The following is a 25,720-nucleotide window of genomic DNA, read 5'->3' as shown; positions in this document are numbered from 1 at the left end:
GTTGTGTCGACAGTTGACCAGTGAGAAAGAGAAGCAGTATAGCGTTACGTGACCGCAGCTCCAACCGTTGCATAACAACAAAGACGGCTTCATGGTATACTGTGGCGAAATTCTGTAACTGTGTCGCTGCGGCGACCAACCGTTTCCACCCCAGGCGAGAGACAATGTTTGATAATTTAACCGATCGTTTGTCGCGCACGCTGCGCAATATCAGTGGCCGTGGGCGCCTTACTGAAGACAACGTTAAAGAGACGCTGCGCGAAGTGCGCATGGCGCTGCTGGAGGCTGACGTTGCGCTGCCGGTAGTGCGTGAGTTCATCAATCGCGTAAAAGAGAAAGCGGTTGGTCATGAAGTTAACAAGAGCCTGACCCCAGGGCAGGAGTTCGTCAAGATTGTCCGTAGCGAACTGGTTGCGGCGATGGGCGAAGAGAACCAGACGCTGAATTTAGCTGCGCAGCCGCCAGCCGTAGTATTGATGGCGGGTCTGCAGGGGGCGGGTAAAACCACCAGCGTCGGTAAGTTGGGTAAATTCTTGCGCGAGAAGCACAAGAAGAAAGTGCTGGTCGTCTCTGCCGACGTCTATCGCCCGGCGGCGATCAAACAGCTCGAAACGCTGGCTGAGCAGGTTGGCGTGGATTTCTTCCCGTCTGATGTCGGCCAGAAACCGGTTGATATCGTCAACGCCGCGCTGAAAGAAGCGAAGCTCAAATTCTACGACGTGCTGCTGGTGGATACCGCCGGTCGTCTGCACGTTGACGAAGCGATGATGGACGAAATCAAACAGGTCCACGCTTCTATCAAGCCAGTAGAAACGCTGTTTGTCGTCGATGCGATGACCGGTCAGGATGCGGCGAATACCGCAAAAGCCTTTAACGAAGCGCTGCCGTTAACCGGCGTGGTGCTGACCAAAGTTGATGGTGATGCTCGCGGCGGTGCGGCGCTCTCTATTCGTCATATCACCGGCAAGCCGATTAAATTCCTCGGTGTCGGCGAGAAAACCGACGCGCTGGAGCCGTTCCATCCGGATCGTATCGCCTCGCGTATTCTCGGCATGGGCGACGTGCTGTCTCTTATCGAAGATATCGAAAGCAAAGTTGACCGCGCACAGGCTGAGAAGCTGGCGACCAAACTGAAGAAAGGCGACGGTTTCGACCTGAACGACTTCCTGGAACAGCTCAAACAGATGAAAAACATGGGCGGTATGGCCAGTCTGATGGGCAAATTACCGGGCATGGGGCAGATTCCGGACAACGTTAAATCGCAGATGGATGACAAGGTGCTGGTGCGTATGGAAGCGATCATCAATTCGATGACGCTGAAAGAGCGCGCGAAGCCGGAAATCATCAAAGGTTCCCGCAAGCGTCGTATCGCGCAGGGCTGTGGGATGCAGGTGCAGGACGTTAACCGCCTTCTGAAACAGTTCGACGACATGCAGCGCATGATGAAGAAGATGAAGAAGGGCGGGATGGCGAAGATGATGCGGAGTATGAAGGGGATGATGCCGCCAGGCTTCCCGGGTAGATAAATATATCGGGCTACCTTATTTGCCATTTTGACGCCGGAGTGTGCTCGACAAAACACGATAGTGTTTTGAACGCCCTTTAGGGCGGCCCGAAGGGCGAGCGGAGCGAGTAAATGCTCACGTACTGCGTGTACGCTCCGCTTTCTGCGCGCACGCCGACGCCAAACTGGCTGCAACGGTCACGCCCTGGAATCAAGCTTCATCACATGTTGATTGCTTTTTTCCCAGAAATCAGTAAAATTTTCGGGCTTTTAATATGACGCCGGGCTCCGTTCCTCGATGGGGCCCGGTTGTTTTATTCACACAAGAGGATGTTATGGTAACTATTCGTTTAGCTCGTCACGGCGCTAAAAAGCGTCCGTTCTACCAGGTTGTTGTCACCGACAGCCGTAATGCACGCAACGGTCGCTTCATTGAGCGCGTTGGTTTCTTCAACCCAATCGCTAGCGAAAAAGAAGAAGGCACCCGCCTGGATCTGGATCGCATCGCTCACTGGGTTGGCCAGGGCGCAACCATTTCCGATCGCGTTGCGGCGCTGATCAAAGAAGTAAAAAAAGCAGCTTAATCTGTCACGGTGGTCATGATGAGCAAGCAACTCGCCGCACAAGTACCCGCTGAACCGGTTGTACTGGGGAAAATGGGTTCTTCATACGGTATCCGTGGTTGGCTCAGAGTGTTTTCCTCCACTGAAGACGCCGAAAGCATTTTTGACTATCAGCCCTGGTTTATCCAGAAGGCGGGTCAGTGGCAGCAGGTACAGCTGGAAAGCTGGAAGCACCACAATCAGGATCTGATCATCAAGCTGAAAGGCGTTGACGATCGAGATGCCGCGAATCTTCTGACAAATTGCGAAATTGTCGTGGATTCCTCGCAACTTCCTGCGCTTGAGGAGGGAGACTACTACTGGAAAGACCTGATGGGCTGCCAGGTAGTCACCGCTGAAGGCTACGATCTCGGTAAAGTTATCGACATGATGGAAACCGGGTCGAATGACGTTCTCGTCATTAAGGCGAACCTGAAAGATGCATTTGGTATCAAGGAACGACTAGTACCGTTCCTCGATGGGCAGGTTATCAAGAAAGTCGATCTCGCTACTCGTACTATCGAAGTAGACTGGGATCCTGGTTTTTAAACCACCGAATAAACGGTAATAAATGGCGTTATGGGGATTGGCTTGTGTTTATTGGCATCGTTAGCCTGTTTCCTGAAATGTTCCGCGCAATTACCGATTACGGGGTAACTGGCCGGGCAGTAAAAAAAGGCCTGCTGAACATCCAAAGCTGGAGTCCTCGCGACTTCACGCATGACCGGCACCGTACCGTGGACGATCGTCCTTACGGCGGCGGACCAGGGATGTTAATGATGGTGCAACCCTTGCGGGACGCCATTCACGCAGCAAAAGCCGCGGCAGGTGAAGGCGCTAAAGTGATTTATCTGTCGCCTCAGGGACGCAAGCTTGATCAAGCGGGCGTTAGCGAGCTGGCCACGAATCAGAAACTCATTCTGGTGTGTGGTCGCTACGAAGGCGTAGATGAGCGCGTAATTCAGACCGAAATTGACGAAGAATGGTCAATTGGCGATTACGTTCTCAGCGGTGGCGAACTACCGGCAATGACGCTGATTGACTCCGTCGCCCGGTTTATACCGGGGGTTCTGGGGCATGAGGCATCAGCAATCGAAGATTCGTTTGCTGATGGGTTGCTGGATTGTCCGCACTATACGCGCCCTGAAGTGTTAGAGGGGATGGAAGTACCGCCAGTATTGCTGTCGGGAAACCATGCCGAGATACGTCGCTGGCGTTTGAAACAGTCGCTGGGCCGAACCTGGCTTAGAAGACCTGAACTTCTGGAAAACCTGGCTCTGACTGAAGAGCAAGCAAGGTTGCTGGCGGAGTTCAAAACAGAACACGCACAACAGCAGCATAAACATGATGGGATGGCATAGGCCCCCGAATATCAGTTTACCCAGGATAAGAGATTAAATTATGAGCAACATTATTAAGCAACTTGAACAAGAGCAGATGAAGCAGAACGTACCTTCCTTCCGTCCGGGCGATACCGTGGAAGTGAAAGTATGGGTTGTTGAAGGTACCAAGAAACGTCTGCAGGCATTCGAGGGCGTGGTTATCGCTATTCGTAACCGCGGTCTGCACTCTGCATTCACTGTTCGTAAAATTTCCAACGGCGAAGGCGTTGAGCGTGTCTTCCAGACTCACTCTCCGGTAGTTGACAGCATTGCTGTTAAACGTCGTGGTGCTGTTCGTAAAGCTAAACTGTACTACCTGCGTGAGCGTACTGGTAAAGCGGCTCGTATCAAAGAGCGTCTTAACTAAGAACGCGCTTTCGCAACATCCGAAAGCTTGTAGAAAAGAAGGGGCTGGCATTACGCTGGCCCCTTTTTTATGGGGTTGCTCCACGCCATGGACGGTTGCATGATTAGGCCGGGTCTGTGGTCTCAACGCTGAGTCAGAAACGGCCAGGCCCGTTCCTTAATTTAGCGAGCGTTCCGCACGCCGGTGTTTAGCCTGATACATATTTCGATCGGCCAGTTCTTGTAGTTTTTCGGCAGTGGCATGTTCCCATGTCAGCGCAAAGCCAATACTCAGGGTCATCGTTATCCGCTGGCCGTTATGCAGTTCAAAAGGTCGATTAAACGCCTGGGATAGCGCTGCGCAAATACGTTGTACTTCATACTCCGAATGTACATCGTAAAGCACCATCGCAAATTCATCGCCGCCGAGTCGGTAAGTTTGATAACGGCTACCACCGAATTCCGCTAATCTTTTGGCAACCTCTATAAGTACGCGGTCGCCTGCCGCATGTCCCCAGGTATCATTAATATATTTAAAGTTATCGCCATCCAGAAATAACAATGCCGAACTGCTACGAGCGGAATTGTCCTTCATCAGCGCGTTAATACAGCTGCGAAATGCCGCGCGATTGGCAAGCCCCGTCAGCGGATCGTGCAGCGCGGTACGTAGTAACTGGGCATTTTTAGCCTGAAGCCGTAGCTGCCATTCTTCCATCTCATCCAGAAGGCTATTGAAATCCTGCGCAAACAGGTGAAATTCCGCAATACGCTCATCAGGTACCCGGCGTGAAAAATTTCGGTTAGTGCGAACGTCGTGTACAACTTCAGTAATATTTTGCAGCGCATCCACAACGCCATTGTGCAAATAACGCGTGAGCAGCAGGGCAATGCCGGATGCCAGCAGAATACATCCTGTCAGCACTGCCAGCGATAGCCAGATAAAATGACCAATAAGGCTGTCGCGGGCGACAAGCCGTACTTCGCCGATGGCCCTGCCGTTGTGCCAGACGGGTTGTGATACCGGCAATGGAAAAAGCCAGTGGCTAATTAAGCCGATGAGCTTATCGTCTGCGGCTCGCGCATCATAGCGCCATGAGGCGATAGTATGGCCATTTTTATCGCGGACCTCCGCCGCTGAAAATTGTCCCTGGCGTCCCAGTGTGGCGAGCGTTTCCGCTGCGGCCGCGTTATCGGAAAATACCAGTGCCGCTTCAAGGCTATGGGCCATTGTGGCGGCGGTCAAATCGAGATTTTTTTGCGCATACTGTTTGAGCGTAAGGACAGACGCAACGCAAATTAATAGCCAGATCAATGTCATTGTAAGCAGCACGCTGATTATACTAATCCGCCGTAGTGTGCGTTTAAATGTTGGTCTGGACAGAGAAAATTCCTTATTCATGCTTTTGATTCCGTGCAAGCATTAATACTTCTGGATTCACTCTCACGCCGCTATGCGAGAGGGAGTCCAGGTTGACGGAAAATTTGACTTCATCATTGTTAATGATCAGACAAAATGCGCTGCCAATAATACATTCGGTATTTTGCTCGGCAATTAATAACAAGGCATTAACTGGATAATGACGCGTTAACTCCACCTGATAAGCTGGCGATTCATTGCCAAAGTAAAAACCATCACAGCGGGCGCTCAGGGCTTCCTGTGTGGTACGGATGACAAGCGGTTGATAAGGGAAAGCCCAGTCAGCCTCTTCGCTAAGTACCCTGACAAAACGCGCAGATGAAAATATGCATAGCCTTGGCGGCCCGGATAACGCCGGCCAGTGTGTATAACTGACGATACCGGAGACGATGGCGCGTACGGATTTCTCTTCTTCCGTGACGCGTTGAGCATACAGAGGCAAGCTTGCTAATAATAGCGATAACAGAAGGATAAATCGGTGAGAAAAACGCATTAACAAGTCCCCACCATCTTCAGTCGTAAAGCATTAAAATACATCCGTGATTGTTTGTAGCAAAATAACATTATTTTGCCATATCGTCATTATGTCTTATTGATAATATGAATAATTTAAGTGATATCCCTGATATTAAATTCTTGTGATAATGGTATTAATCACCCTATATCAGAAAGTAAAAATATGTGTGCGGAGAAAAAATAATCAAAAAATAGCGAGCATCGCTCATTTTACCGCTTTTCTGAGGCTGGGAATAAAATAATTCACTTGTTGTGTAAAGTTTTTGATACGAAATGAGGGGGTTTAATCGACGATTGTGCATGGTGTAAAGTTTATTTTACGTAATATGGATTGAAATCTTTACTTTTTGTGGTATGGTTTAAACATCCTCGTGGAGGATCAACTATCGCAAACAAGAAAAGACAGGATCGCCATCATGCAAAAAGACGCGCTGAATAACGTACGTATCACCGATGAACAGGTATTAATGACGCCGGAGCAGCTTAAAGCGGCCTTTCCCTTGAGCCTGGCGCAGGAAGCGCAGATAGCGCAGTCCCGGGGAATCATTTCTGACATTATTGCCGGGCGCGATCCGCGTCTGTTGGTGGTATGCGGTCCTTGTTCTATTCACGATCCTGAAACCGCTCTGGAATATGCCCGTCGATTTAAAGCCCTTGCCGCAGAGGTCAGCGATAGCCTCTATCTGGTAATGCGCGTCTATTTTGAAAAGCCGCGGACTACCGTCGGCTGGAAAGGGCTGATTAACGATCCTCACATGGATGGCTCATTTGATGTGGAAGCCGGGTTGAAAATAGCGCGTCAGCTACTGGTGGAACTGGTGAATATGGGGTTGCCATTGGCGACCGAAGCGTTGGATCCGAACAGCCCGCAATACCTGGGCGATCTGTTTAGCTGGTCGGCGATAGGCGCGCGCACAACCGAATCGCAAACCCACCGCGAAATGGCGTCTGGTCTTTCTATGCCGGTCGGCTTTAAAAACGGCACGGATGGCAGCCTGGCGACAGCGATTAACGCCATGCGCGCCGCTGCGCAACCTCATCGTTTTGTTGGCATTAACCAGGCCGGTCAGGTTGCGTTATTGCAAACCCAGGGAAATCCGCATGGCCATGTAATTCTGCGTGGCGGCAAAGCGCCAAACTATAGCCCGGCAGATGTCGCTCAGTGTGAAAAAGAGATGGAACAGGCGGGACTACGTCCTTCGCTGATGGTAGATTGCAGTCATGGTAACTCCAATAAAGATTATCGCCGCCAGCCAGCCGTTGCCGAATCTGTGGTTGCGCAGATTAAAGATGGCAATCGTTCAATCATTGGCTTAATGATTGAAAGTAATATTCATGAGGGTAATCAGTCTTCCGAACAGCCGCGCAGCGAAATGAAGTATGGCGTTTCCGTCACCGATGCTTGTATTAGCTGGGAGATGACCGATGCCCTGTTACGTGAAATTCATAAAGATTTGAGCGGCCAGCTGGCGGTGCGCGTCGCATAAGAGGTTGTTATGGTTGCTGAATTGACCGCGTTACGCGATCAAATAGATGATGTCGATAAAGCGTTGTTGAATTTACTGGCTAAGCGCCTGGAACTGGTTGCCAAAGTCGGCGAGGTGAAAAGCCGTTTTGGCCTGCCTATTTACGTGCCGGAGCGTGAGGCCTCTATGCTGGCTTCACGACGGGCGGAAGCAGAAGCGATCGGTGTCCCGCCCGATCTCATTGAAGATGTCCTGCGCCGGGTAATGCGTGAATCTTACTCCAGCGAAAATGATAAGGGGTTCAAAACGCTTTGTCCTTCTCTGCGTCCGGTCGTCATTGTGGGCGGCGGCGGACAGATGGGGCGTCTGTTTGAAAAAATGCTCACGCTGTCGGGCTATCAGGTCCGTATTCTGGAACAGCAGGACTGGCCGCGCGCCAGGGACATTGTCGCCGATGCCGGAATGGTGATCGTCAGCGTGCCGATTCATGTTACTGAACAGGTCATAGCGCAACTGCCGCCCCTGCCGTCCGACTGTATTCTGGTCGATCTGGCATCGGTGAAAAGCGATCCGTTACAGGCAATGTTGGCGGCCCATGATGGCCCCGTGTTGGGCTTGCATCCGATGTTTGGCCCGGACAGCGGGAGCCTGGCGAAGCAGGTGGTGGTCTGGTGTGACGGGCGTCAACCGGAAGCGTATCAGTGGTTCCTTGAGCAAATCCAGGTGTGGGGCGCTCGGTTGCACAGAATTAGCGCTGTCGAGCACGATCAGAACATGGCTTTTATCCAGGCGTTGCGCCATTTTGCTACCTTCGCTTATGGGCTGCATCTGGCGGAAGAGAACGTCCAGCTTGAGCAGCTTCTGGCGCTATCATCGCCGATTTATCGACTGGAGCTGGCGATGGTCGGGCGTCTGTTCGCCCAGGACCCGCAGCTGTATGCGGACATTATTATGTCGTCGGAGCGCAATCTGGCGCTTATCAAGCGTTACTATAAACGTTTTGGCGATGCGATCGGGTTACTGGAACAAGGTGATAAGCAGGCTTTTATCGACAGTTTTCGCAAAGTTGAACACTGGTTTGGCGATTATGCCAGACGCTTCCAGAATGAAAGCCGTGTGTTATTGCGTCAGGCGAATGACAGCCGACCATAATGATGACATCTATACTAAAAGCCAGCTTTGCTGGCTTTTTTCGTTTAAGGAACCGTTATGACTACGCCGCACGTTTTATTTGATTATGCCGGACATTTACCAGAATGCCCCACATGGAGCGAGGATGAAAGCGCGCTGTATTGGACCGATATCCTGGAACAGGAGATCCATCGTTACCATCCGGCGAGCGGGACGCATAGCGTGCTGGCGTTTCCGGAAGAGGTGGGCTGTTTTGCCTTGCGTGAGCAGGGCGGATTTATTGTGGCCATGCGTCATGCTATCTGGCTGGCCGATAAAAATGGATTATTGCAGCGTAAGGTTTGCGACAATCCCTCTAATACGAAACTGGCGCGTTTCAACGATGGCGGCACTGATGGCGATGGACGTTTTTATGCCGGAACGTTCTGGGCGCCAGGTGACTATAATGGCGCGTTGCTGATGCGGATCGATCATGACCTGACGGCAAAAGTGATCCAGTGCGATATCCAGGGACACAACGGCCTGGCGTTCAGCCCGGATAACCAGTGGATGTATACCTCCGATACGCCGAATGGCGTGATATACCGCACGTTACTTGATAAGCATGGCGATCCGGGCAAGCGTGAACTTTTTCGCCATTTTGGCGAAGGAGAAGGACTTCCCGACGGCGCGGCGATGGATAGCGAAGGGTGCTACTGGAGCGCGATGTTTGACGGCTGGCGCGTGGCGCGTTTCTCACCGCAAGGAGAGCAGCTGGAAGAGTACCGGTTGCCGGTACGTTGTCCGACGATGGTTTGCTTTGGCGGCGCAGATATGAAAACGCTGTTTATTACAACTACCAGAGAAAATATGTCTGCTCAGGAAGTGGCGGATTATCCGCTCTCCGGCGCCATCTTCACCCTGCAGGTAGCCGTCGCAGGGATGAAGAAAAGCCGTTTTATTGAACGTCAGGCAGGTTCTACCGGCACGACGTTTTCGCTGGGATAGCAGCCAAGCACTTTCATTGAGCGCGTGATCTCGCCCAGCTCTTTTAGCGCGCTTTGCATTACCTGCGACTCCAGGTTCGCCTGAATATCGAGATAAAACATCTCTTCCCACGGATTGCCGTGAATGGGGCGCGACTCCAGTTTCGTCATGATGAGATTGTGGTTACGCAGCACCAGCAGCGCTTCGACCAGCGCGCCAGCTTGCTGCCCGGTGGCGATTAACAGAGTGGTTTTTGCCGGAACCTGATCGGAAACGTTGATGGCTTTGCGCGCCAGTACCAGAAAGCGGGTGATATTCTGCGTCTGGTTTGCGGCAATGCGTTCCAGCACCTGTAAACCGTGCAACATGCCGCCTGCCTCGCTGCCGAGCGCCGCGACGCGCGGAGAGTTTGCCTGCGCGACTTTTTCCATCGCTGCCGACGTACTCTCGGTATAGTCGATTTTCCAGTGCGGATAGCGGCTCAAAAATTTACTGCACTGCTGAAACGGCTGCGGATGGCTGTACACCGTTTCGATGGTATTCAGATCTGTAGCGCCGGAAACCAGCACGCAGTGATCGATAGTGACAGTCATCTCACCGACAATCGACAGACTGGTGTGTTGCAATAAGTCGTACACATCGTTGATAGCGCCGGAGCTGGTGTTCTCTATCGGAACCACGGCGTAATCGGCCTGGCCGGTTTCGACCTGATGAAAAATATCGGCGAATTTTGCGCAGCCGCTCTCAATAAATTGCTCAAAATGGCGTGCAGCATACTGGCGCGCCGCGAGATGAGAATAGGAGCCTTTCGGCCCAAGAAACGCAATACGTGCCGAATGAGGGTGAGTATTATTCAGATGTTGTTGCAGCAGCGCCTGCTGAGTAAGCACGGAGTCTTCAATGATAAGCTGGAACAGACGGGTAATGTAGTGTGCGTCGAGATGGTGGGCTTTACCGAGATGGATGAGTCTGTCCAGCAGCGCGCGTTCACGATCGATATCCCGAACCGGACGATGCGACAGTAGTTTTGCTTGTCCCACTTCAATCGCCAGCGCGCGTCGTTTTGCCAGTAAGGCCAGTAACTCTTCGTCTAAAGCGCTGATTTTATCTCGCAGCGCCAGTAATGGGTTTTCCGATGTCATAGTGTTGCCTTTTTTGTTATCAATAAAAAAGGCCTCCCGGTGGGGGAGGCCTTCTTGTTCGTCTTCGCATTCTTTATCACATGACGAAACGCCTCCCGGTCAGGGGAAGATAAAAAAGAATGCGAAGAAAAACCGGGTTAGCTTCATAACTGTTTCCTTTGTGTACGTAAGTACAGTACCCGTACTGTTTTAATCCTGTCAACAAAAAACGCGCCCGAAGGTGCGATTGAAATACTTATTAAATAAGACGCTCTTATTTAAATCAATCAGTTATGAGCGCCTTATCAGCCCTAATTACCCCTAAAGTGCCTTAGTTGGTGGACATTATCTGGACACTCCCGCGCATAGGGTTAAACCGTATAGCATCGGATAAATAGTCCGGGGCGAAGTGAGCATACGTCATTGTTTGCTCAATAGTTGTATGCCCCAGGATTCGCTGTAGCGTGATAATGTTTCCACCGTTAATCATGAAATGAGTAGCAAAAGTATGTCGTAACACATGAAGCGCTTGTCCTCTTGGCAGGTCGGGTTTTACCTTACGGAGTACATCGCGAACTCGTTCATAGTTAGTGTCAAACAACTTTCCTGATTTGCGCGTAAGGATGTAGTCAGCTATCTCTTGTGAAATTGGAACTGTCCGGGCCGGGCCAGTTTTAGTCTTGACGAAAGTTACACGATTACTGATAACGTGTTCTGCTTTCAGATTACTGGCTTCGCCCCATCGCGCCCCTGTATTTAGGCATAACACGACAACCCTACGATCATCACCAGTGAGTGCCATTAATAAGTCCCGGATCTCCTCTTCTGACAGGAAGGACATTTCAGTGTTTTCCAGGCGTAGTTTACGCACCTTGTGAAATGGGTTTTCATGATGAAACTCCTCCATATCAATCAGCAGCCTAAACATGCTGGACATAGTACAAAAGTCCCTGTTTACCGTTCCGGCAGACACACCATCATGTAGCCTGCTTGCACGATACTTCATTAAAAAATTACGGGTCAGTTCGTAAACTCTGGGTTCGCCCATTTCACGGTTAATCTTTTCTAGCCGTTTTTTGTATGAGTCACCGTAATTATGGTTTTTACCGTGGTAACTCCACCATAGCGCGATCAAATCAGACAAAAGTCTTCTGTCTGCTGGTTTATCCTGCCACTCTTTATCGTGGAAGTTTGTCAAAACATATTTTTCATATGTCTGAGCTTCTGACTTCCTGTTGAATTTTCGGCGAATCCTCTTTCCTGAAGTTCCGCGCGGTCTTACGTCCACTTCATAACGACCATCATCGAGCTTCTTAATCGACATAGCGAAGCCCTCCGACATCTGAATCATTATGTAAATTATGTGCTAATGCGTATATAAAACAGACAATTAACCAGCCTTCTGGGTGGAGTGGGATGATTTTTTGTCGTCTTGCCCATCAGGGGAGAGAGACGGCGCGACCTGTCCCGCTGCCGGTGCTGTTTTGCCTGTCATTAACCAAAGCGTATATTTTTCAAATCTTGGATGCTGAGTGAACAACATGAGGTTGCCTTCAGTCATCTGTATGCCTTTCACTTCGTAATTAGTTAAAGTGTTGTAGGAAATTCCTATTATTTCAGATAGTTGACTTCTACTTAATCCCTCCGCCTTCCTAATTAATTGGATTTTCTTTCCTGCACTTGACGAGTTGGTCATATGTGACATATCCTTTGCTTGTCAGATGTGACATACAAATACACCCTAGAGCGGATTAAAGCGCCCTAAGAACCCAAACTGACGGAGGATAACACAGATGAAAGAGCTATCCGAAAATGAGATTTCATTACTGGTGACACCAGAACTTTTTGCTACCTACATAGGTAAAACACCGTCTGCGATCCGAAAAATGGCTTCTGCTAATAAGTTGCCAGTTGTACGCATGAAAGATCCTGATAACCCCTCGAAAAAAGGGGGAGAAATTTATATTCATCGTGGCGAATGGGATGATTACGCAGCTTACCTTGCGCAGTCTGCACCGCCTGAGTGGCATAACTGGAAAAACCGCTTATTTACATCTGAACCAGGAATCTTTAAAGAGTGGGCTAAGCGAGTTTTTACGACGAGTAAAACAACAAGCCATAGTAAAAAATAATTTTTTAATTTATTCGGGATTCACTATGAAAGCGAAATACGCCACGCTTATTCGTAGCCTGTTACGTACCTATCGCGAACAGGCAAGTGCTATTGAGAAGGAGTCATTCTCTGTTCATAGCGATGGTATCCAGTTAATGGAGCTAAATTTAAAACTGGCGAAGTGTCTCGAAGGTATGTCTTTAATGGCCAGGTTTAATAATGAATTTGAGGATTATTGTGAACTTCACGAAATTACTATGATGGCTTTTAATGGGAGTATTCCGGTTGATGATAATATTCCAGGCCTCATTTCACTCGCTTCATGCACTGTAAAAAATAATAAATCTGCTGTACAACTTACCGCCGTTAAACGTTAAGGAAATACCATGAAACATTTAATGATTGACCTTGAGACAATGGATAATAAACCAACCGCTGCAATTACTGCTATCGGTGCTGTTCTGTTTAATCCGGAAACGGGTGAAATGGGGGAAACATTCTATCGTCGTATCAGTCTTACAAGTAGCGTTGATTACGACTGCACGATGGGCGCAGATACCGTGTTGTGGTGGCTGCGTCAGTCCATCGAAGCAAAGAGCGAGATTATTAATGATGCGAATTGTCCGCTGGATACCGCCATATCTGACCTTTTCCATTTTATCTGTGAACTCACTGATGCACATCATTTACAGGTCTGGGGTAATGGATCGTCATTCGACAACGTTATTCTTCGTCATGCTGCAAATAAGGTCGGCTTGTTAAGCCCGATGTGGAATTACTGGAATGATCGTGATGTAAGAACAGTAAGTGCACTGGCTAAAGATCTGGGACTGAACATTAATAATATTATTAAGTTTGAAGGCGTCAAACATCACGCTTTATATGATGCTATCCATCAGGCAAAAATTGTTTCTTATGTCTGGACGTACCTCATGAAAATAGCCAGTGTGAAATAATTATGCTGACAGTGACCTCTCATGCGAGTGAAAGTGTCATTAACAAGGCATTTTCAGTGCTGACTGAATATTACAACGGCAAAAAGGTTTATCAGGTTATTAAGCCGAATCATTATTTTTCTGTTCATGTCTCCTATCGCTGGCGTCTGCTTAGTAAGAATAAGGGCAGGGACTGGGAATTAATGACGCATGAGCGATATAACAAACAGTATAAAATATAATTTTTGCCTTTCTTTCACTATTCATATCTGGATTATATATGAACGCTACGATACAACGGGACGTTGTGCGCCGCCTTGTCCGTGACTTTGAATTTAAAGAAAAAGATAAATATTTGCAGCAGGGCATATGCCCTGCCTGTCATAAACGCGAGTTATTTACCAGTATTGAGAAACCCTGGATTCTGAAATGTGGCCGTGAAAATAACTGCGGTCATCAGGTCGTTGTTAAAGAGCTGTATTCGGATATTTTTGAAGACTGGTCTAGGCGTTATCAGGACACGCCCGAAACCCCACATGCGGCGGCAGAAGCCTATCTGCGTGAGGCCAGAGGACTGAATACGGAACCACTGAAAGGCAGTTTTACCCAGGGCGCATTTGTGAAGGATGGTATGGGCTCTGCCACTGTCCGGTTTAAGTTGTCATGTGGTGCCATGTGGGAACGTATCATTGACCAGCCGCAGCGCTTCGGAAAACAAAAAGCGAATATCAAAGGAAGCTATGTTGGTCACTGGTGGGTACCGCCTTTTATTAACCTGCTGGAAGTGAACGAAATCTGGATCACCGAGGGCATTTTCAATGCACTGAGTCTTTGTCAGGCTGGTTTAACTGCGGTGGCAACACTGAGCAGCAATAATTATCCGCTGGCCGCGCTGGATACACTGGCCAAAGAATTGGGTGAAAAACCACGCCCGCGCCTTGTATGGGCGTTTGATGGTGATAAGGCCGGTACAAAACACACACTGGCTTTTGCTGCGCGCAGTGATGCAGCCGGCTGGAAAACGCGCGCCGCGCAGCCGGTGAAATCATCGTCTTGCCTGGACTGGAATGATTTGCTGCTACGTGACCGTTTCAGTAAATCAGACATAAAAAATTACCGCTATTATGGCGATCTCCTGCTGGCGAAAAGCCCGACTGAAAAAGCCATTCTTATGCATCAACATAATGAATGGCATTCGTTTTATTTTGAGTATGGCTCACGTATGTACTGGTTTGAGCTGGATCTTGACCGGTACACACGCGCACTGGATCGTATTACCAATACCGGAACCGAAGTCATACAGGAATGGGAGGCCAGAGAAAAAGCTGTTAAAGAGTCCGGATGTATCACGGAAATTGCCAACTGCTGGCTGACTCCCCTGTATTTCCAGCGTTCTGAACCCACGGACGAGTCCTGGTATTACGTGAAGGTGAATATGCCAAACAGACCGGCTGTGAAAGACACCTTCACAGCAAATCAGCTTACCAGCTCCGCCGAGTTCAAAAAGCGCTTGTTGCATATTGCCAAAGGGGCTGTGTATACCGGAAGTACCAAACAGCTGGATAAGTTTATTCAGATGCGTCTTCCCGAAATCAAAGAGGTTAAAACGCAGAATTTTATTGGTTACAACAAGGATTATTCAGCGTGGTTGTTTAATCGTGTGGCCGTTTGCGATGGCCGGCTGTATGAAATGAATGACGAGGATTATTTCGAAATTAACCATGCAAGCGTAAAAAGCCTGAGTCTTACGCCTGTACTGGATCTGAATCCAAAGCTGGATGAATTTACCACAGGCTGGATTGACGATATCTGGACGGCGTTCGGTGAAAAGGGATATGTGGCGCTGGCGTTCTGGCTGGGGTCACTCTTTGCTGAACAAATCCGCGAACGTGACAAGTCATTTCCGTTTCTGGAGATTGTCGGCGAACCCGGAACGGGTAAATCAACGCTTATTGAGTTCCTTTGGAAACTCGCTGGCCGTGAAGAATATGAAGGTTTTGATCCATCTAAATCGACGGCCGCAGCGCGCGGGCGTAACTTTGCTCAGGTAAGTAACCTGCCGGTGGTGCTAATTGAAGGTGATCGCACCACGGACAACGCGAAACAGCGTGCTTTTGACTGGGATGAACTGAAATCACTGTATAATGGTCGGGCTTCCCGCGCAGTAGGCATCAAATCCAACAATAACGAGACATATGAACCGCCATTCAGGGGAAGTATTGTTATCGCACAGAACGCAGATACAGACGGCAGTAAGGCGTTTCTGGAGCGTATTATCCATATCTACACTGACAAACGTGGCCAGTCCATTCAGACGCGACATGCCGCAGAGCGGCTTGAACAAATCCCTGTCAGTCGGGTGTCCGGATTCACGTTACTGGCGGCCATGCGTGAAAAAGAAATTATGGATACGTTCAGCAGGAGTTACGAACGCGCCCGTAATGAACTGGAGTCTGATGCGGATATTCGCCATATTCGTATTGCAAAAAATCACGCGCAGCTGGCTGGTCTGCTGGATGCGCTCGCGATTGTTGTACCGTTGCCGGTTGAGCGCATAGAAAAAACCCGTACGGCTATCACTGCACTGGCCGTGGAACGCTGCCAGGCACTTAAAAAGGATCATCCTATGGTTCAGGAGTTCTGGGAGTTGTTTGATTACCTGGATGAACTGGCACCTTATGGCATCAATCATTCGTCTGATGAGAATGAAATAGCGGTTAATTTTAACCACATGGAGGAAGTCGCCGCTGCACACCGGCAGCGCATACCTTTTACCTTAACGGAAATCAAAAAGCTGCTTAAAAACGGTAATGAACGCCGTTTCATCAGGCAGGGAACCACACGCAGCGCAGTAAGTGAGCGTCATAATCGCGGTAAAGGGGATATGTCCAGAATGCCTGAGACCTTCCGGTGCTGGATATTTGGTCGAGAGAAATAAAAAAGGCACCGTGTGCGGTGCCATGTGTTATGCGGCCAGACTGGCTTTTAATAAATCCAGCGTCATTTGCTTCTGTTCTGGTGAGAATGAATTAATGATGGTCTGTAACATCATATCGCCTGTCTTCGCACTGGGGCTGAGTGTGTGGGAGAATGTCAGATTCAGTACAAATGTATGTCCGCACTCCACATCCGTACAGGCGCAGTAAATATCTGAAATATGGGGGTGTTTGGGATTGGTTTTTCTGATAACCGCTTTTGCCCCGCACTCCGGACATTTTACTTTCAGTACCCGCATATCCCTCGCTCCGTTAATCTGAAAACGCTGATATTTTAGCCTTTTTCTGGACATTAATCACCTTCCAGCTCACTGTCTTTCAGGAAATTAAGATACAGGTGGGGCGGTACATCACTTTCCTGCGCCACTGCGGCGCTGAACATACGCTGAATGGGTAAAATCTCCGCTTTACGGTATGTTTTAGCCGCTTTCTCAATATCGCCCATTATAGCTCCGTTGGTGGGGATAATCCCTGCCAGACCTGCCGGAAAACGATGCGCGGTCAGCACGTCCTGGGCGCTGATGCTTTTGATGTTCTGAAACTCATCTTTGGCGCTGATATCGCCAATCGGGATAAATTTAATGCCATCCGGATCGCCTTTGGGGATGTTCACAAACATGGTGCTGAAGTTCCCGATCCCCTTCGACTGCTCCAGCTTCTGAATGATTTCTTCTTCCACTTCGTCGGTCATATTCGGGTCGTTGCAATAAATCATGCCGCCCGTGTGACCACCGTTGTGGTAGTAACGCCGGCGAAAAATCGTGGCTTCACCGTTGAGCATGGCGGAGTGGATGCCGCTGATGTAATCCGGAAGACCATAAATGGCCTGTTGCGGGTCGTACTGCCTGAGAAAAATAATATCTTCAGGCGGATAAATTACCGGTTCACCCTGCTGTAGTACAACAAATTCCCCGGTCTTACGCTGGCGGGTATAGAGTGCCGGCAGCGGGTAAAGTGCGATTACATCCCCCCAGCCGTTACGTACCTTGAGAATGGCCACATCACCGAACGTCAGCCAGTCAAACACGGCCGCGCCCAGTTGCTCATGCGTCAGGCCACCGCCATCATAATTTGCTGTCACCATATTGCGGCGGGCATACAGCACGCCACCGTGCTGCGCGTTCAGGTTTACCAGTTGCGCCAGCGCCAGCCGGTCAATCGGGAGCGTCCAGTGTTCCGCCTCATTGTCATACCAGACGTCTGTATAGTTCGTGCCGGTTGTCAGAATGGGTTCTGGCTTACCCAGCGTGATAAGGCTCATATGGCGCTGTCTGGTAACGGTGCGGCGTTCCCTGTATTTCCGTTTTTTCATGCTGCTTTCCCTAAGTTGCCCCAGCGTGATTTTCGCTGGTTTTCAAAGTTTAATGGTTCGTTGTCAATGGCATGGGCGATAGCCCAGAAGCTGTCAGCGTGGCCGGTTTCAGCTGTACGGTCGGCAACAAACGTCATGGCGTTACCGCTGGCCGTGGATGTTCTGCGGATGGTCATAAAGCTGGCGGCGATTTCCGTCTTCTCCTTATCCCATTCCACGCGGTTGTCTTCGATAACGTCAATCATCTTCATCACCAGGCGGTTTTTCGTTTCCACGCCGTAGCGGATAGCCACCGCCTGACGCATGGCAAAATGCTGCACATCCTCAAAGACACCACTCCCCAGACCGGTAATATCAATGCCGATGTAGGTCATGTTGTACTGACCAAACAGCTTCTTAATTTGTGCCGCCTGCCATTTCCAGTTCATTCCCTGCCAGTGGAATACGCGCAGCACGCGAAATTTTTCGCCAGCCACGATCGGCGGCGCGATAATCACGAAGGTGGATGTGTCCCCGCTGCGTGCAGGGTCATAGCCTGCCCACACTTCACGATTGCCGAATGGTCGTGGCAGGTTTTCGTCATGATCCTCCCAGATATCCGGATCAACACAGCAACGTTCGACGTGGGAGAACGAAAATACGCTGTCCTTGCTGTCCACGAACACGCACATGTACAGCATGTTGAAGGTGTCGCGGTTGTAGCGGTTGCGCAGCTTATCGATGCTGGCCAGGTTAAACCCGCCTGCGATCGCGTCTTCCAGCGTGATGATGTAGCGCCACTGGCCATCAGGACATAACCGTCCGCCGTCACGCAGCTCCTTCTCTGTTGGGAACGCCACGCGTGCGCGTTTTTTGTCGCCGCGCTTCCACTCTTCGCCTGTCCAGAACGGGTACGCCTGGTGTGTTTTGCTGCTGGGTGTGGAAAAGTAAGTGGTGCGCCATTTGTCGTGTGTGGCCATTGCGCTGGCCACTTCGTTTAATTTTGCAAAGTTGGGTACCCAGAAATATTCATCACAGTACAGATGGCCACTGTATGACTGGGCGGTGTTCTTGTTGGTTGACAGGAAGCGCAGCTCCGCGCCGTTGGACAAACGGATGGTATTGCCGGTCAGCTCCACGCCGAAATACTGCTCCGCAATGTTGACGATATAGCTGCGGAATACTTCAGCCTGGGCTTTTGAGGCGGACAGGAAGATTTGTGGATCACCTGTCATAACCGCATTCTCAAACGCTTCTATTGAGAAATACCAGGTTGCGCCAATCTGGCGGCTTTTCAGGATGTTCCTGATTTGCTGATGAAGATTGTCGCGAAGGTGTTTCTGGTAGCCGAAAAGGTGCTCCAGCGCGAAACGGTCAAAATCCTCCTGGGTTAAATGGCTGATATCGTTCTTTTTGTATTTGCCGCGTTTCCGGGGCTTTTCGTCGCCACAGGACTGGCGGGACGCCGGCGCATCACTTTCACTGTGTTTAATTTCTGCCAGCTTTTCCTGATGCTTATTATGCTGTGCACGGAGTTTCACCAGGTGAGACACGAGGCTGTCCAGCTCCCGCAGCTCCAGTTCCGATTTCCCTTCACGTAATGTCAGTGACTGAATACGGCGGTTTAATGCGTCTTCTGTTGATTCATGACTGAGTAATTCCGCCCAGCAATATTTCTCCGCCCAGTAATAGACGATACGTCTGTTAGGCAGATTAAGTTCATCGGCAATTTCCTGCGGAGTATATCGTTTTAAATAGAGTGCCCGTGCAACGCCTTTTAATTCTTCACTGTATTTCGCCATTGGCTTCCTTGCCTTTATGTCAGTACTGTCTTTTCGGTTAAATCCGGAAACAGTGGTATGTATGAATTATTCAGCAATTTGGTTTTCTTTTTTGAAAATAATTTCGTGGATATACGGATAAGCGACATAACCGAATTATTCCGGAATGAAGTGAATGCGGAGGCTAATTTTATTGGCGATACTGAAAACCGCAGCAGGAAGGGAGGCAATATGTCAGCTTCACAACTGGCAACAAACTGGATTTGTATCGCTACTGCGGGTGAAACGGTGGATAAGCGGGCTATTGAAGAGCAATGGCTACTGGATGCCGCTGAATTATACGACCCCTCTTTGTATACGGCGCTGTTATGGCCGGAGCATTCCCGTAATTTCGGGAATATGGGGGAGGTGCTGGAATTAAAAGCTGAACGTGATGATGAAGGTATTTTGCGTTTATATGCTCGTTTATGTCCTGGTATTTCGTTACTTCAGGCGAACGCCAACGGGCAACTTTTATTTTTGTCGCCGGAATTCACACCGGACGGTAATTTCCGGAACACCGGTAAAACCTATCTGGAAGGGCTGGCAGTCACTGACAGCCCGGCAGGAGTGAGCACCACACGGCTACGTTTCAGCCGCACCAAAGGAAAACGCATCGGCCCGTATAAGCCGCTGGCGTTTGATGAAGTCAGGGAATTTAAAAAGGAAAAGGGAATGTCTAAAGCGAAAAAAGGCTGGCGCCATTTTTTCAGTATTGAAGAACCAGAAGCGACCGCGGAGCAGGAAACATCACAGCCTGATGCTTTACAGGCGCTCGCTGAAGCGCTGGATGCGATTGATAAGCGTGTATCTGCCATTGAAACCCGTTTGGGTGAGGCGGAAGAAGCGGTATCTGATGTCCAGGAAGATGTGGACACCGTTAAGGAAGTGGTGGATACCGAAGATTTTGCGCGCCTGGTAGGGAATCTGCCAGAACTGGTGAAAAACTTCAGCAAGCTGAACAGCAAAGTTACCCAGTTGCCGGATAAAAAATTCAGCAAGGGCAAAAAAGGCTTCAATTTCCTGTAAGGGATAACACAACTTTTCTTTAAGGAAAAAGAATATGCAATTAAATGCGAAAGCCCGTGAGTTTCTGCGCCAGTATCACAATGGTCTGCGTGAATCCTACGGTGCGACCGATGACGACCGCTGGTTTGCGCTGTCAGATCCGAAAGAAACCCAGATGCGTAATGCGCTACTGGAGGAGTCATCTTTCCTGAATCTGTTGACGGTTGCTGATGTGGATCAGTTACAGGGGCAGGTGGTTCCGGTTGGCAGTTCTGGCCTGTATACCGGGCGTGTGCTGGATGGCCGTTTCCGTAAAAAAGTGGGCGTCAGCGGCAATGATTACAGGCTGGTCGAAACAGATTCGTGTGCCGCACTGACCTGGCAGTTGCTTTCTGTCTGGGCGAATGCCGGCGATGAAAACGAGTTTTTCCAGCGTGTCCAGGAGTTCACCAATCAGGCGTTTGCGCTGGATATGCTGCGTATCGGGTTTAATGGTACCAAAGTGGCAGAAACCACAAATGCGGAAACCAACCCGAACGGCGAGGATGTGAACAAGGGCTGGCATCAAATCGTTAAAGAGTGGAAGGATGGCCAGCAGATCATCACTGATAAGGTTGTGCTGGACGGTGACGGTAAAGGTGATTACGTGTCGCTGGATGCGATGGCATCCGATCTTATCAATGCCAAAATTCCGGCACAGTACCGTAATGATCCGCGTCTGGTGGTTCTGGTAGGTGCTGACCTGGTGGCGGCGGAGTCGTTCCGTCTGTATCAGAAAGCTGATAAACCCACTGAAAAGATTGCGGCACAGCTGCTGTCTGACAGTATCGCCGGCCGTACGGCTTATGTTCCTCCGTTTATGCCAGGCAAGCGCATGATTGTTACCACACTGCCTAACCTGCATATCTACACCCAGCGCGGTACGCGTCAGCGTAAAGCGGAGTTTGTGGAAGATCGCAAGCAGTATGAAAACAAATACCTGCGTAATGAAGGCTATGCCGTGGAATATCCGGAACTGTATGCCGCATTTGACGAAAGCGCGGTAACGATTGGGGCAACGGCTGCACCGTCAGCAGGCGCATAACGGGGGAAATAATGCAGTTGTCACCGGCACAGCGACACAGCGCGCGTATTGCAGCAGAACGGCTGCTGCGTCAGCAACAATCTCTCGACAGTGAAACCAGTCTGCACGTCCAGATTGCGGCACTGGAAAAGGATGTGGCAGCGGCCGCAGCGATTAGCAACCGTGCGGAGCGCATGGAGTTCAAGCGTGATGTGCTGTTGCCCCGCTGGATGCCGACCGCACAAACCTGGCTGGAAAGTGACAGCATGCATCAGAATCCCGTTTTTGCCTGGTGTGTCATCTGGCTGTTTGATACCGGCCAGTTCGATCAGGCGCTGGACTGGGCGGATGTGGCCATCGAACGGGGGCAGGAAACCCCGGCCGCGTTCGGCAGTGCGTTCCCGGTGTTTGTGGCCGATACGGTACTGGCCTGGGCGGAGACGGAAGCCGCACAGGGGCAGGATGTGGAGCCGTATTTCAGCCGCACGCTGGGAAACGTTATGCAGCACTGGAATGTGTATGAGGTCATCAAGGCCAAATATGTGAAATTTGCCGGTCTGCACCTGCTACGCGATGAGAACGGAGAGCCACGCGCAGCGGCAACGGAAGACAGGGATGTATTGCTCCGGGCGAAGGATTTGCTGGAGCAGGCGAAGGGATTCGACCCTAAATGTGGTGTCGGCACGATGTTGCAGCGCATTGCTGCACGTCTGCGGGCGCTGGATAAGTAATCACAGGCTACCGACCCGAAAGCGGGCGCGGTGGAGGGGAGCGCATCAGCGTATCGCCCGTGGAAACCGGCCAGCCCGCTTTTTTCCGGAGGAACAGGATGTTCAGCGGAACTGCAATTGATTTTGATGATGCCATTCTGACTAATGATGGCTTCTGGCCAGACCTGAGCGTGAAGGATTTTCAGTCCCAGCGTGCTATTCCTGCCGATATCGACGCAGCCACCATCCGTCAGGCGCTGCTGACCGCAGCCGGTGAAATCAATGATGATCTGGTCAGGGTAGTGGCGGATTGTCGCCTCAGTGGCCATGCAAGCGCGGCGGACGTTCCGGGCGTTGAGATTGACGGTGAAAATCTGTTGTGCGCCCGTTACCGCAAGGCTGTTTTTGCCCGCGCCAAAGCTGACCTGATGGGCGAATTTGCGTCTGTTGGGCGCCGTGAAAGCCATCCTGGGCAGGAAAGCGATGAAACCCGCTCCAGTCTGATAGCGGAATCCACGCTGGCGGTACGGCGTATCAAAGGGCTGAAACGCATCACGGTGGCCATGATATGAGCCAGCTTACCGAATTAACGGATTTTCTCATTGCGAACATGCCCAGACGGGCAATGCAGGGATTTGACAGCCAGATGGATGAAATCGCATTCATCCCGGCACAGCGTGACACCGGGCTGGGGCAGTATCGCATTGCCATCATTCGTTATAACGCCGTGCTGACGTGGGAGCGTTATCCCTACCGTGAGTACGATCCCAAAATTCTGATGGCGTTATTTATGTCGTGGCTTTGTCAGGATGAGCGGGCGCTCTTTGAGGAAACCGGCATTGATGCCGAATTACCTGAATTTGATATCGAAACCATCGACCAGGAAACCGCCATTATGGTGGTGACGCTGCCAATGGTGGAGGAACTGAATCTGATCCCCGATCCCAAAGGTCAGATCCCGTTTGATGGCCAGCGCTGGAAGCTGGCAAACCCCGAAGTCTGGACGGCGGATGAGGTGACGGTGATCCCCGTCAATGAGGGGGATGGATGATAAATGGCGAACTGAACCAGGAACAGTTCCGCCAGCTACAGGAGGCGCTGAAAAAGCTGGATTTGCCTCCTGCCAGACGTCGCCGGCTGTTGTGGCGCATGGCGAAATACGGCGTGGAAGCCGCAGCAAAGCGCAATGTGCGCAACCAGCAGTCACCGGAGGGGGATAAGTGGCAGGGGAGACAGACCCGGCGTAAAGGCAAGATGTTGCGCAATATGCCGAAACTTATCCGCATCCGTGAAATGCCGGAAACGGATTCCGTCAGGTTGTATCTGGCTGGTGGCCATTACCGGAATGCGAAGGGAAATCTGCCTGCCGGCGTGGTGGGTTATGTCCAGCAGAATGGCATGAGCGTAACCGTCAACCGCAGGCAGGTGGAAGGCCGTGAGCAGGGGGATAAACCTGCATCACTGCGACAGGCGAAACGTCTGCGTAAGGCCGGGTATAAAGTCAGGCGCGGCAAGCGCTGGCGTAAGCCCGGTTATAAGGAAATACAGGAAAAAATGACCGCCAGACAGGCAGGTTTGCTTATCCGGATACTGGAGGACAAACCGGTCAAAACATCCTGGCAGATTGATTTACCTGCCAGGGCGTTTCTGGGGATAGGTCAGGATGATTTTAACAGATCGCTGGCACGACAGCTTCAGGCTATCGGGTTCGGCTGGGATGTTAACGCGCAGGATATCAGGGGGAGAGCATGACCTGGCCAATCGTAACCGTTAACCAGGTAAACCAGTTACTGGGTGAAACCAAAGAGGTGGAACGCACGTTGCTGTTTATCGGTACGGGTACCAAAAATGTGGGAAAAACTCTGGCTGTTAATGCACAGAGTGACTTTAACGCGCTACTGGGTGAGGGAAACAGTCCGTTAAAAAGTGATGTACTGGCTGCACTGGCGAACGCCGGGCAGAACTGGTGGGGGTTCATCCATGTGCTGGCCGCTGACAGTGAGTCAGGGGCGTGGGTTGATGCCGTCAAAGCTGCACAGGTTTCCTGTTCGGTGGAAGGTGTGGTGCTGTCGGATGATGTGGCTGCAAAAGAGCAGATTAACCAGGCGGCAACGTTGCGATCCGAACTGATTGCAAAATACGGTCGCTGGGTGTGGTTCATTCTGGCCGTACAGGGTATGCAGGAGGATGAATCACAGGCGGATTATCTGAAACGTCTGTCCACCCTTCAGCAGGGTATTGCTGAAAAAGCGGTGCAGCTGGTTCCGCGTCTCTGGGGGAATGAACCGGGTGTTCTGGCCGGTCGCCTCTGTAATCGCGCTGTTACCATCGCTGACAGTCCGGCGCGGGTAAAAACCGGGCCGTTACTGAATCTGGGCAGCGATGAACTGCCGAAAGATGGGGCAGGGGCAACGCTGGGGCTGGCTACCCTTCAGGCGCTGGAGGCACAGCGCTACAGCGTGCCGATGTGGTATCCGGACTATGACGGCTTTTACTGGGCTGACGGTCGCACGCTGGATGTGGAAGGAGGTGATTATCAGTCCATTGAGACGCTGCGTATTGTGGACAAGGCCGCTCGTCGTGTCCGTCTGCTGGCTATCGGTAAGATTGCCGATCGCTCCCTGAACAGTACACCGGGAAGCATTGCCGCACACCAGACGCTGTTTGCCCGTCCGCTGCGTGAAATGTCCACGGCGGTCAGCATTAACGGTGTGTCATTTCCGGGCGAAGTGAAGCCACCGCAGGACGGTGACGTGACCATTGTCTGGAAGAACAAAAAGGCGGTGGATATCTACATTGTGGTGCGTACGTATGAAGTACCACTGCAAATCACCATCAGTCTGTTACTGGATGCGAGTCTGGAGGCCAGCGCATGACCAAACGTATTTCAGGGATGTCCTTTGACGTCTACGTGGACGGCGACCTGATCCATATTGAAAAAATTTCGCTGGATATCACCGACAACAGCGCCGCAGCTCAGACACGCGGTGTACCTGACGGCTATGTCGACGGCGATGTGGCCGCAGAGGGTGAAATTGAAGTCAGTTCAAAAGTGCTTCAGGTACTGACGGCCAAAGCCCGTTCAGCCGGTTCATGGCGGGGCATTCCCCCTGTGGACTTCCTTTTTTACGCCAAAGCCGGCAGCGAAGAAATGAAGGTGGAAACCTTCGGTAATAAGCTCCAGCTCAATAGTGTACTGGATGTTGATCCGAAGGGCAGCAGCGTGTCCACCCATAAAATTAAATACTTCGTGACCAGTCCGAAGTTCGTCAACATCAACGGCGTTCCGTATCTGGAAGCGGAGGCCACGGAAAACCTGATTGGATAAGGGGCA

At 50.7% G+C, this 25,720-nt stretch carries 30 protein-coding genes and 1 other annotated feature; of the genes, 21 read left to right on the top strand and 9 right to left on the bottom strand.

Annotated features, from left to right (window positions below):
• The first annotated feature begins 164 nt into the window (after positions 1–164).
• From ffh to rplS, 5 genes are all read left to right on the top strand, one after another.
• The gene (ffh, locus tag ACLJRS_RS07665) at positions 165–1,526 is read left to right on the top strand and encodes a signal recognition particle protein (RefSeq protein WP_000460052.1); all 1,362 of its coding nucleotides are present in this window, start codon (positions 165–167) and stop codon (positions 1,524–1,526) included.
• 313 nt (positions 1,527–1,839) lie between these two features.
• Positions 1,840–2,088, top strand: a complete 249-nt coding sequence (gene rpsP, locus ACLJRS_RS07660; protein ID WP_000256453.1) for a 30S ribosomal protein S16 — start codon at positions 1,840–1,842, stop codon at positions 2,086–2,088.
• 18 nt (positions 2,089–2,106) lie between these two features.
• Positions 2,107–2,655, top strand: a complete 549-nt coding sequence (gene rimM / locus ACLJRS_RS07655; protein ID WP_000043266.1) for a ribosome maturation factor RimM — start codon at positions 2,107–2,109, stop codon at positions 2,653–2,655.
• 44 nt (positions 2,656–2,699) lie between these two features.
• Positions 2,700–3,467 (top strand): tRNA (guanosine(37)-N1)-methyltransferase TrmD, encoded by a 768-nt coding sequence (gene trmD / locus ACLJRS_RS07650; RefSeq protein ID WP_000469807.1) that lies wholly within the window; start codon positions 2,700–2,702, stop codon positions 3,465–3,467.
• A 40-nt stretch (positions 3,468–3,507) separates the two neighbouring features.
• Positions 3,508–3,855: a 50S ribosomal protein L19 gene (gene rplS / locus ACLJRS_RS07645; RefSeq protein WP_000065257.1), complete on the top strand. Its 348-nt coding sequence runs from the start codon at positions 3,508–3,510 to the stop codon at positions 3,853–3,855.
• A 156-nt stretch (positions 3,856–4,011) separates the two neighbouring features.
• On the opposite strand, the gene dgcN is transcribed toward rplS, so the two are convergent.
• Positions 4,012–5,232: a diguanylate cyclase DgcN gene (dgcN, locus tag ACLJRS_RS07640; protein WP_410957772.1), complete on the bottom strand. Its 1,221-nt coding sequence runs from the start codon at positions 5,230–5,232 to the stop codon at positions 4,012–4,014.
• Entirely contained in the window at positions 5,225–5,743 is a 519-nt protein-coding gene (locus tag ACLJRS_RS07635) for a YfiR family protein (RefSeq protein ID WP_001212379.1), read from the bottom strand. The genes dgcN and ACLJRS_RS07635 overlap by 8 nt, the downstream gene beginning before the upstream one ends.
• Before the next feature lie 439 nt (positions 5,744–6,182).
• On the opposite strand from ACLJRS_RS07635, the gene aroF reads away from it, so the two are divergent.
• Genes aroF through ACLJRS_RS07620 form a run of 3 tightly spaced genes read left to right on the top strand, consistent with a single transcriptional unit; the run spans position 6,183 to position 9,350 of the window.
• The gene (aroF, locus tag ACLJRS_RS07630; protein ID WP_001168062.1) at positions 6,183–7,253 is read left to right on the top strand and encodes a 3-deoxy-7-phosphoheptulonate synthase AroF; all 1,071 of its coding nucleotides are present in this window, start codon (positions 6,183–6,185) and stop codon (positions 7,251–7,253) included.
• Positions 7,254–7,262: 9 nt separating this feature from the next.
• A complete protein-coding gene (tyrA, locus tag ACLJRS_RS07625; RefSeq protein WP_000225188.1) occupies positions 7,263–8,384 on the top strand; it encodes a bifunctional chorismate mutase/prephenate dehydrogenase in 1,122 nt (373 codons plus the stop codon).
• Positions 8,385–8,441: 57 nt separating this feature from the next.
• Entirely contained in the window at positions 8,442–9,350 is a 909-nt protein-coding gene (locus ACLJRS_RS07620) for an SMP-30/gluconolactonase/LRE family protein (protein WP_000210984.1), read from the top strand.
• On the opposite strand, the gene pheA is transcribed toward ACLJRS_RS07620, so the two are convergent.
• From pheA to ACLJRS_RS07600, 4 genes are all read right to left on the bottom strand, one after another.
• On the bottom strand, positions 9,311–10,471 hold the full coding sequence (gene pheA, locus ACLJRS_RS07615; RefSeq protein WP_000200077.1) for a bifunctional chorismate mutase/prephenate dehydratase: 1,161 nt from the start codon (positions 10,469–10,471) through the stop codon (positions 9,311–9,313). The two genes, ACLJRS_RS07620 and pheA, sit on opposite strands and share 40 nt — an antisense overlap.
• A 22-nt stretch (positions 10,472–10,493) precedes the next feature.
• Positions 10,494–10,619, bottom strand: a sequence feature (Phe leader region).
• Positions 10,571–10,618 (bottom strand): pheA operon leader peptide PheL, encoded by a 48-nt coding sequence (gene pheL, locus ACLJRS_RS07610; RefSeq protein ID WP_010989056.1) that lies wholly within the window; start codon positions 10,616–10,618, stop codon positions 10,571–10,573. (Overlaps the previous feature by 48 nt.)
• Before the next feature lie 162 nt (positions 10,620–10,781).
• Positions 10,782–11,774 (bottom strand): tyrosine-type recombinase/integrase, encoded by a 993-nt coding sequence (locus ACLJRS_RS07605; protein ID WP_024132356.1) that lies wholly within the window; start codon positions 11,772–11,774, stop codon positions 10,782–10,784.
• A 66-nt stretch (positions 11,775–11,840) separates the two neighbouring features.
• Complete coding sequence (locus ACLJRS_RS07600; protein WP_000185337.1) at positions 11,841–12,146, bottom strand: helix-turn-helix domain-containing protein; 306 nt, start codon at positions 12,144–12,146, stop codon at positions 11,841–11,843.
• Positions 12,147–12,243: 97 nt separating this feature from the next.
• Between ACLJRS_RS07600 and ACLJRS_RS07595 the strand changes: the two genes are divergently transcribed.
• From ACLJRS_RS07595 to ACLJRS_RS07575, 5 genes are read left to right on the top strand one after another with little or no spacing between them, the layout of a single operon-like run.
• A complete protein-coding gene (locus ACLJRS_RS07595) occupies positions 12,244–12,582 on the top strand; it encodes a Cox family DNA-binding protein (RefSeq protein WP_000661531.1) in 339 nt (112 codons plus the stop codon).
• Positions 12,583–12,607: 25 nt separating this feature from the next.
• Positions 12,608–12,940: a hypothetical protein gene (locus tag ACLJRS_RS07590; RefSeq protein ID WP_079960662.1), complete on the top strand. Its 333-nt coding sequence runs from the start codon at positions 12,608–12,610 to the stop codon at positions 12,938–12,940.
• Between the two features lie 9 nt (positions 12,941–12,949).
• Positions 12,950–13,519 carry a 3'-5' exonuclease gene (locus tag ACLJRS_RS07585; protein ID WP_079960661.1) on the top strand — a complete coding sequence of 190 codons (570 nt, stop codon included), beginning with the start codon at positions 12,950–12,952 and terminating at the stop codon, positions 13,517–13,519.
• Positions 13,520–13,521: 2 nt separating this feature from the next.
• A complete protein-coding gene (locus tag ACLJRS_RS07580; protein WP_076009995.1) occupies positions 13,522–13,740 on the top strand; it encodes a hypothetical protein in 219 nt (72 codons plus the stop codon).
• Between the two features lie 38 nt (positions 13,741–13,778).
• Positions 13,779–16,436, top strand: a complete 2,658-nt coding sequence (locus tag ACLJRS_RS07575) for a toprim domain-containing protein (RefSeq protein ID WP_079960660.1) — start codon at positions 13,779–13,781, stop codon at positions 16,434–16,436.
• A gap of 27 nt (positions 16,437–16,463) precedes the next feature.
• On the opposite strand, the gene ACLJRS_RS07570 is transcribed toward ACLJRS_RS07575, so the two are convergent.
• The 3 genes from ACLJRS_RS07570 to ACLJRS_RS07560 are packed head-to-tail and all read right to left on the bottom strand — an operon-like array spanning position 16,464 to position 19,587.
• Complete coding sequence (locus tag ACLJRS_RS07570; RefSeq protein WP_001264830.1) at positions 16,464–16,733, bottom strand: ogr/Delta-like zinc finger family protein; 270 nt, start codon at positions 16,731–16,733, stop codon at positions 16,464–16,466.
• A gap of 53 nt (positions 16,734–16,786) precedes the next feature.
• A complete protein-coding gene (locus tag ACLJRS_RS07565) occupies positions 16,787–17,806 on the bottom strand; it encodes a phage portal protein (RefSeq protein ID WP_023210894.1) in 1,020 nt (339 codons plus the stop codon).
• Positions 17,803–19,587 (bottom strand): terminase large subunit domain-containing protein, encoded by a 1,785-nt coding sequence (locus ACLJRS_RS07560; protein WP_054175274.1) that lies wholly within the window; start codon positions 19,585–19,587, stop codon positions 17,803–17,805. The genes ACLJRS_RS07565 and ACLJRS_RS07560 overlap by 4 nt, the downstream gene beginning before the upstream one ends.
• 210 nt (positions 19,588–19,797) lie before the next feature.
• Between ACLJRS_RS07560 and ACLJRS_RS07555 the strand changes: the two genes are divergently transcribed.
• From ACLJRS_RS07555 to ACLJRS_RS07520, 8 genes are all read left to right on the top strand, one after another.
• Positions 19,798–20,634, top strand: a complete 837-nt coding sequence (locus ACLJRS_RS07555) for a capsid scaffolding protein (protein WP_023375469.1) — start codon at positions 19,798–19,800, stop codon at positions 20,632–20,634.
• A 34-nt stretch (positions 20,635–20,668) separates the two neighbouring features.
• Complete coding sequence (locus ACLJRS_RS07550; RefSeq protein WP_001176503.1) at positions 20,669–21,697, top strand: phage major capsid protein, P2 family; 1,029 nt, start codon at positions 20,669–20,671, stop codon at positions 21,695–21,697.
• Between the two features lie 11 nt (positions 21,698–21,708).
• Positions 21,709–22,407 (top strand): phage terminase small subunit, encoded by a 699-nt coding sequence (gene gpM / locus ACLJRS_RS07545; RefSeq protein WP_001177276.1) that lies wholly within the window; start codon positions 21,709–21,711, stop codon positions 22,405–22,407.
• A gap of 98 nt (positions 22,408–22,505) precedes the next feature.
• Positions 22,506–22,958 carry a head completion/stabilization protein gene (locus ACLJRS_RS07540; protein WP_000491223.1) on the top strand — a complete coding sequence of 151 codons (453 nt, stop codon included), beginning with the start codon at positions 22,506–22,508 and terminating at the stop codon, positions 22,956–22,958.
• Positions 22,955–23,437 carry a phage tail protein gene (locus tag ACLJRS_RS07535; protein WP_000080871.1) on the top strand — a complete coding sequence of 161 codons (483 nt, stop codon included), beginning with the start codon at positions 22,955–22,957 and terminating at the stop codon, positions 23,435–23,437. Before ACLJRS_RS07540 ends, ACLJRS_RS07535 begins: the two co-directional genes overlap by 4 nt.
• Entirely contained in the window at positions 23,434–24,138 is a 705-nt protein-coding gene (locus ACLJRS_RS07530; protein WP_000606933.1) for a hypothetical protein, read from the top strand. The genes ACLJRS_RS07535 and ACLJRS_RS07530 overlap by 4 nt, the downstream gene beginning before the upstream one ends.
• Positions 24,135–25,262: a DUF2586 domain-containing protein gene (locus tag ACLJRS_RS07525; RefSeq protein WP_079960658.1), complete on the top strand. Its 1,128-nt coding sequence runs from the start codon at positions 24,135–24,137 to the stop codon at positions 25,260–25,262. Before ACLJRS_RS07530 ends, ACLJRS_RS07525 begins: the two co-directional genes overlap by 4 nt.
• On the top strand, positions 25,259–25,714 hold the full coding sequence (locus ACLJRS_RS07520) for a phage protein (protein WP_000166745.1): 456 nt from the start codon (positions 25,259–25,261) through the stop codon (positions 25,712–25,714). Before ACLJRS_RS07525 ends, ACLJRS_RS07520 begins: the two co-directional genes overlap by 4 nt.
• Positions 25,715–25,720 lie beyond the last annotated feature (6 nt).

The sequence above is a fragment of the Salmonella sp. SAL00670 genome, assembly GCF_046552235.1.
GTDB classification, from domain to species: Bacteria; Pseudomonadota; Gammaproteobacteria; order Enterobacterales; family Enterobacteriaceae; genus Salmonella; species Salmonella enterica.
The sequence above is the reverse complement of the archived record's forward strand: the minus strand, read 5'-3'. Positions and strand labels throughout refer to the sequence as shown.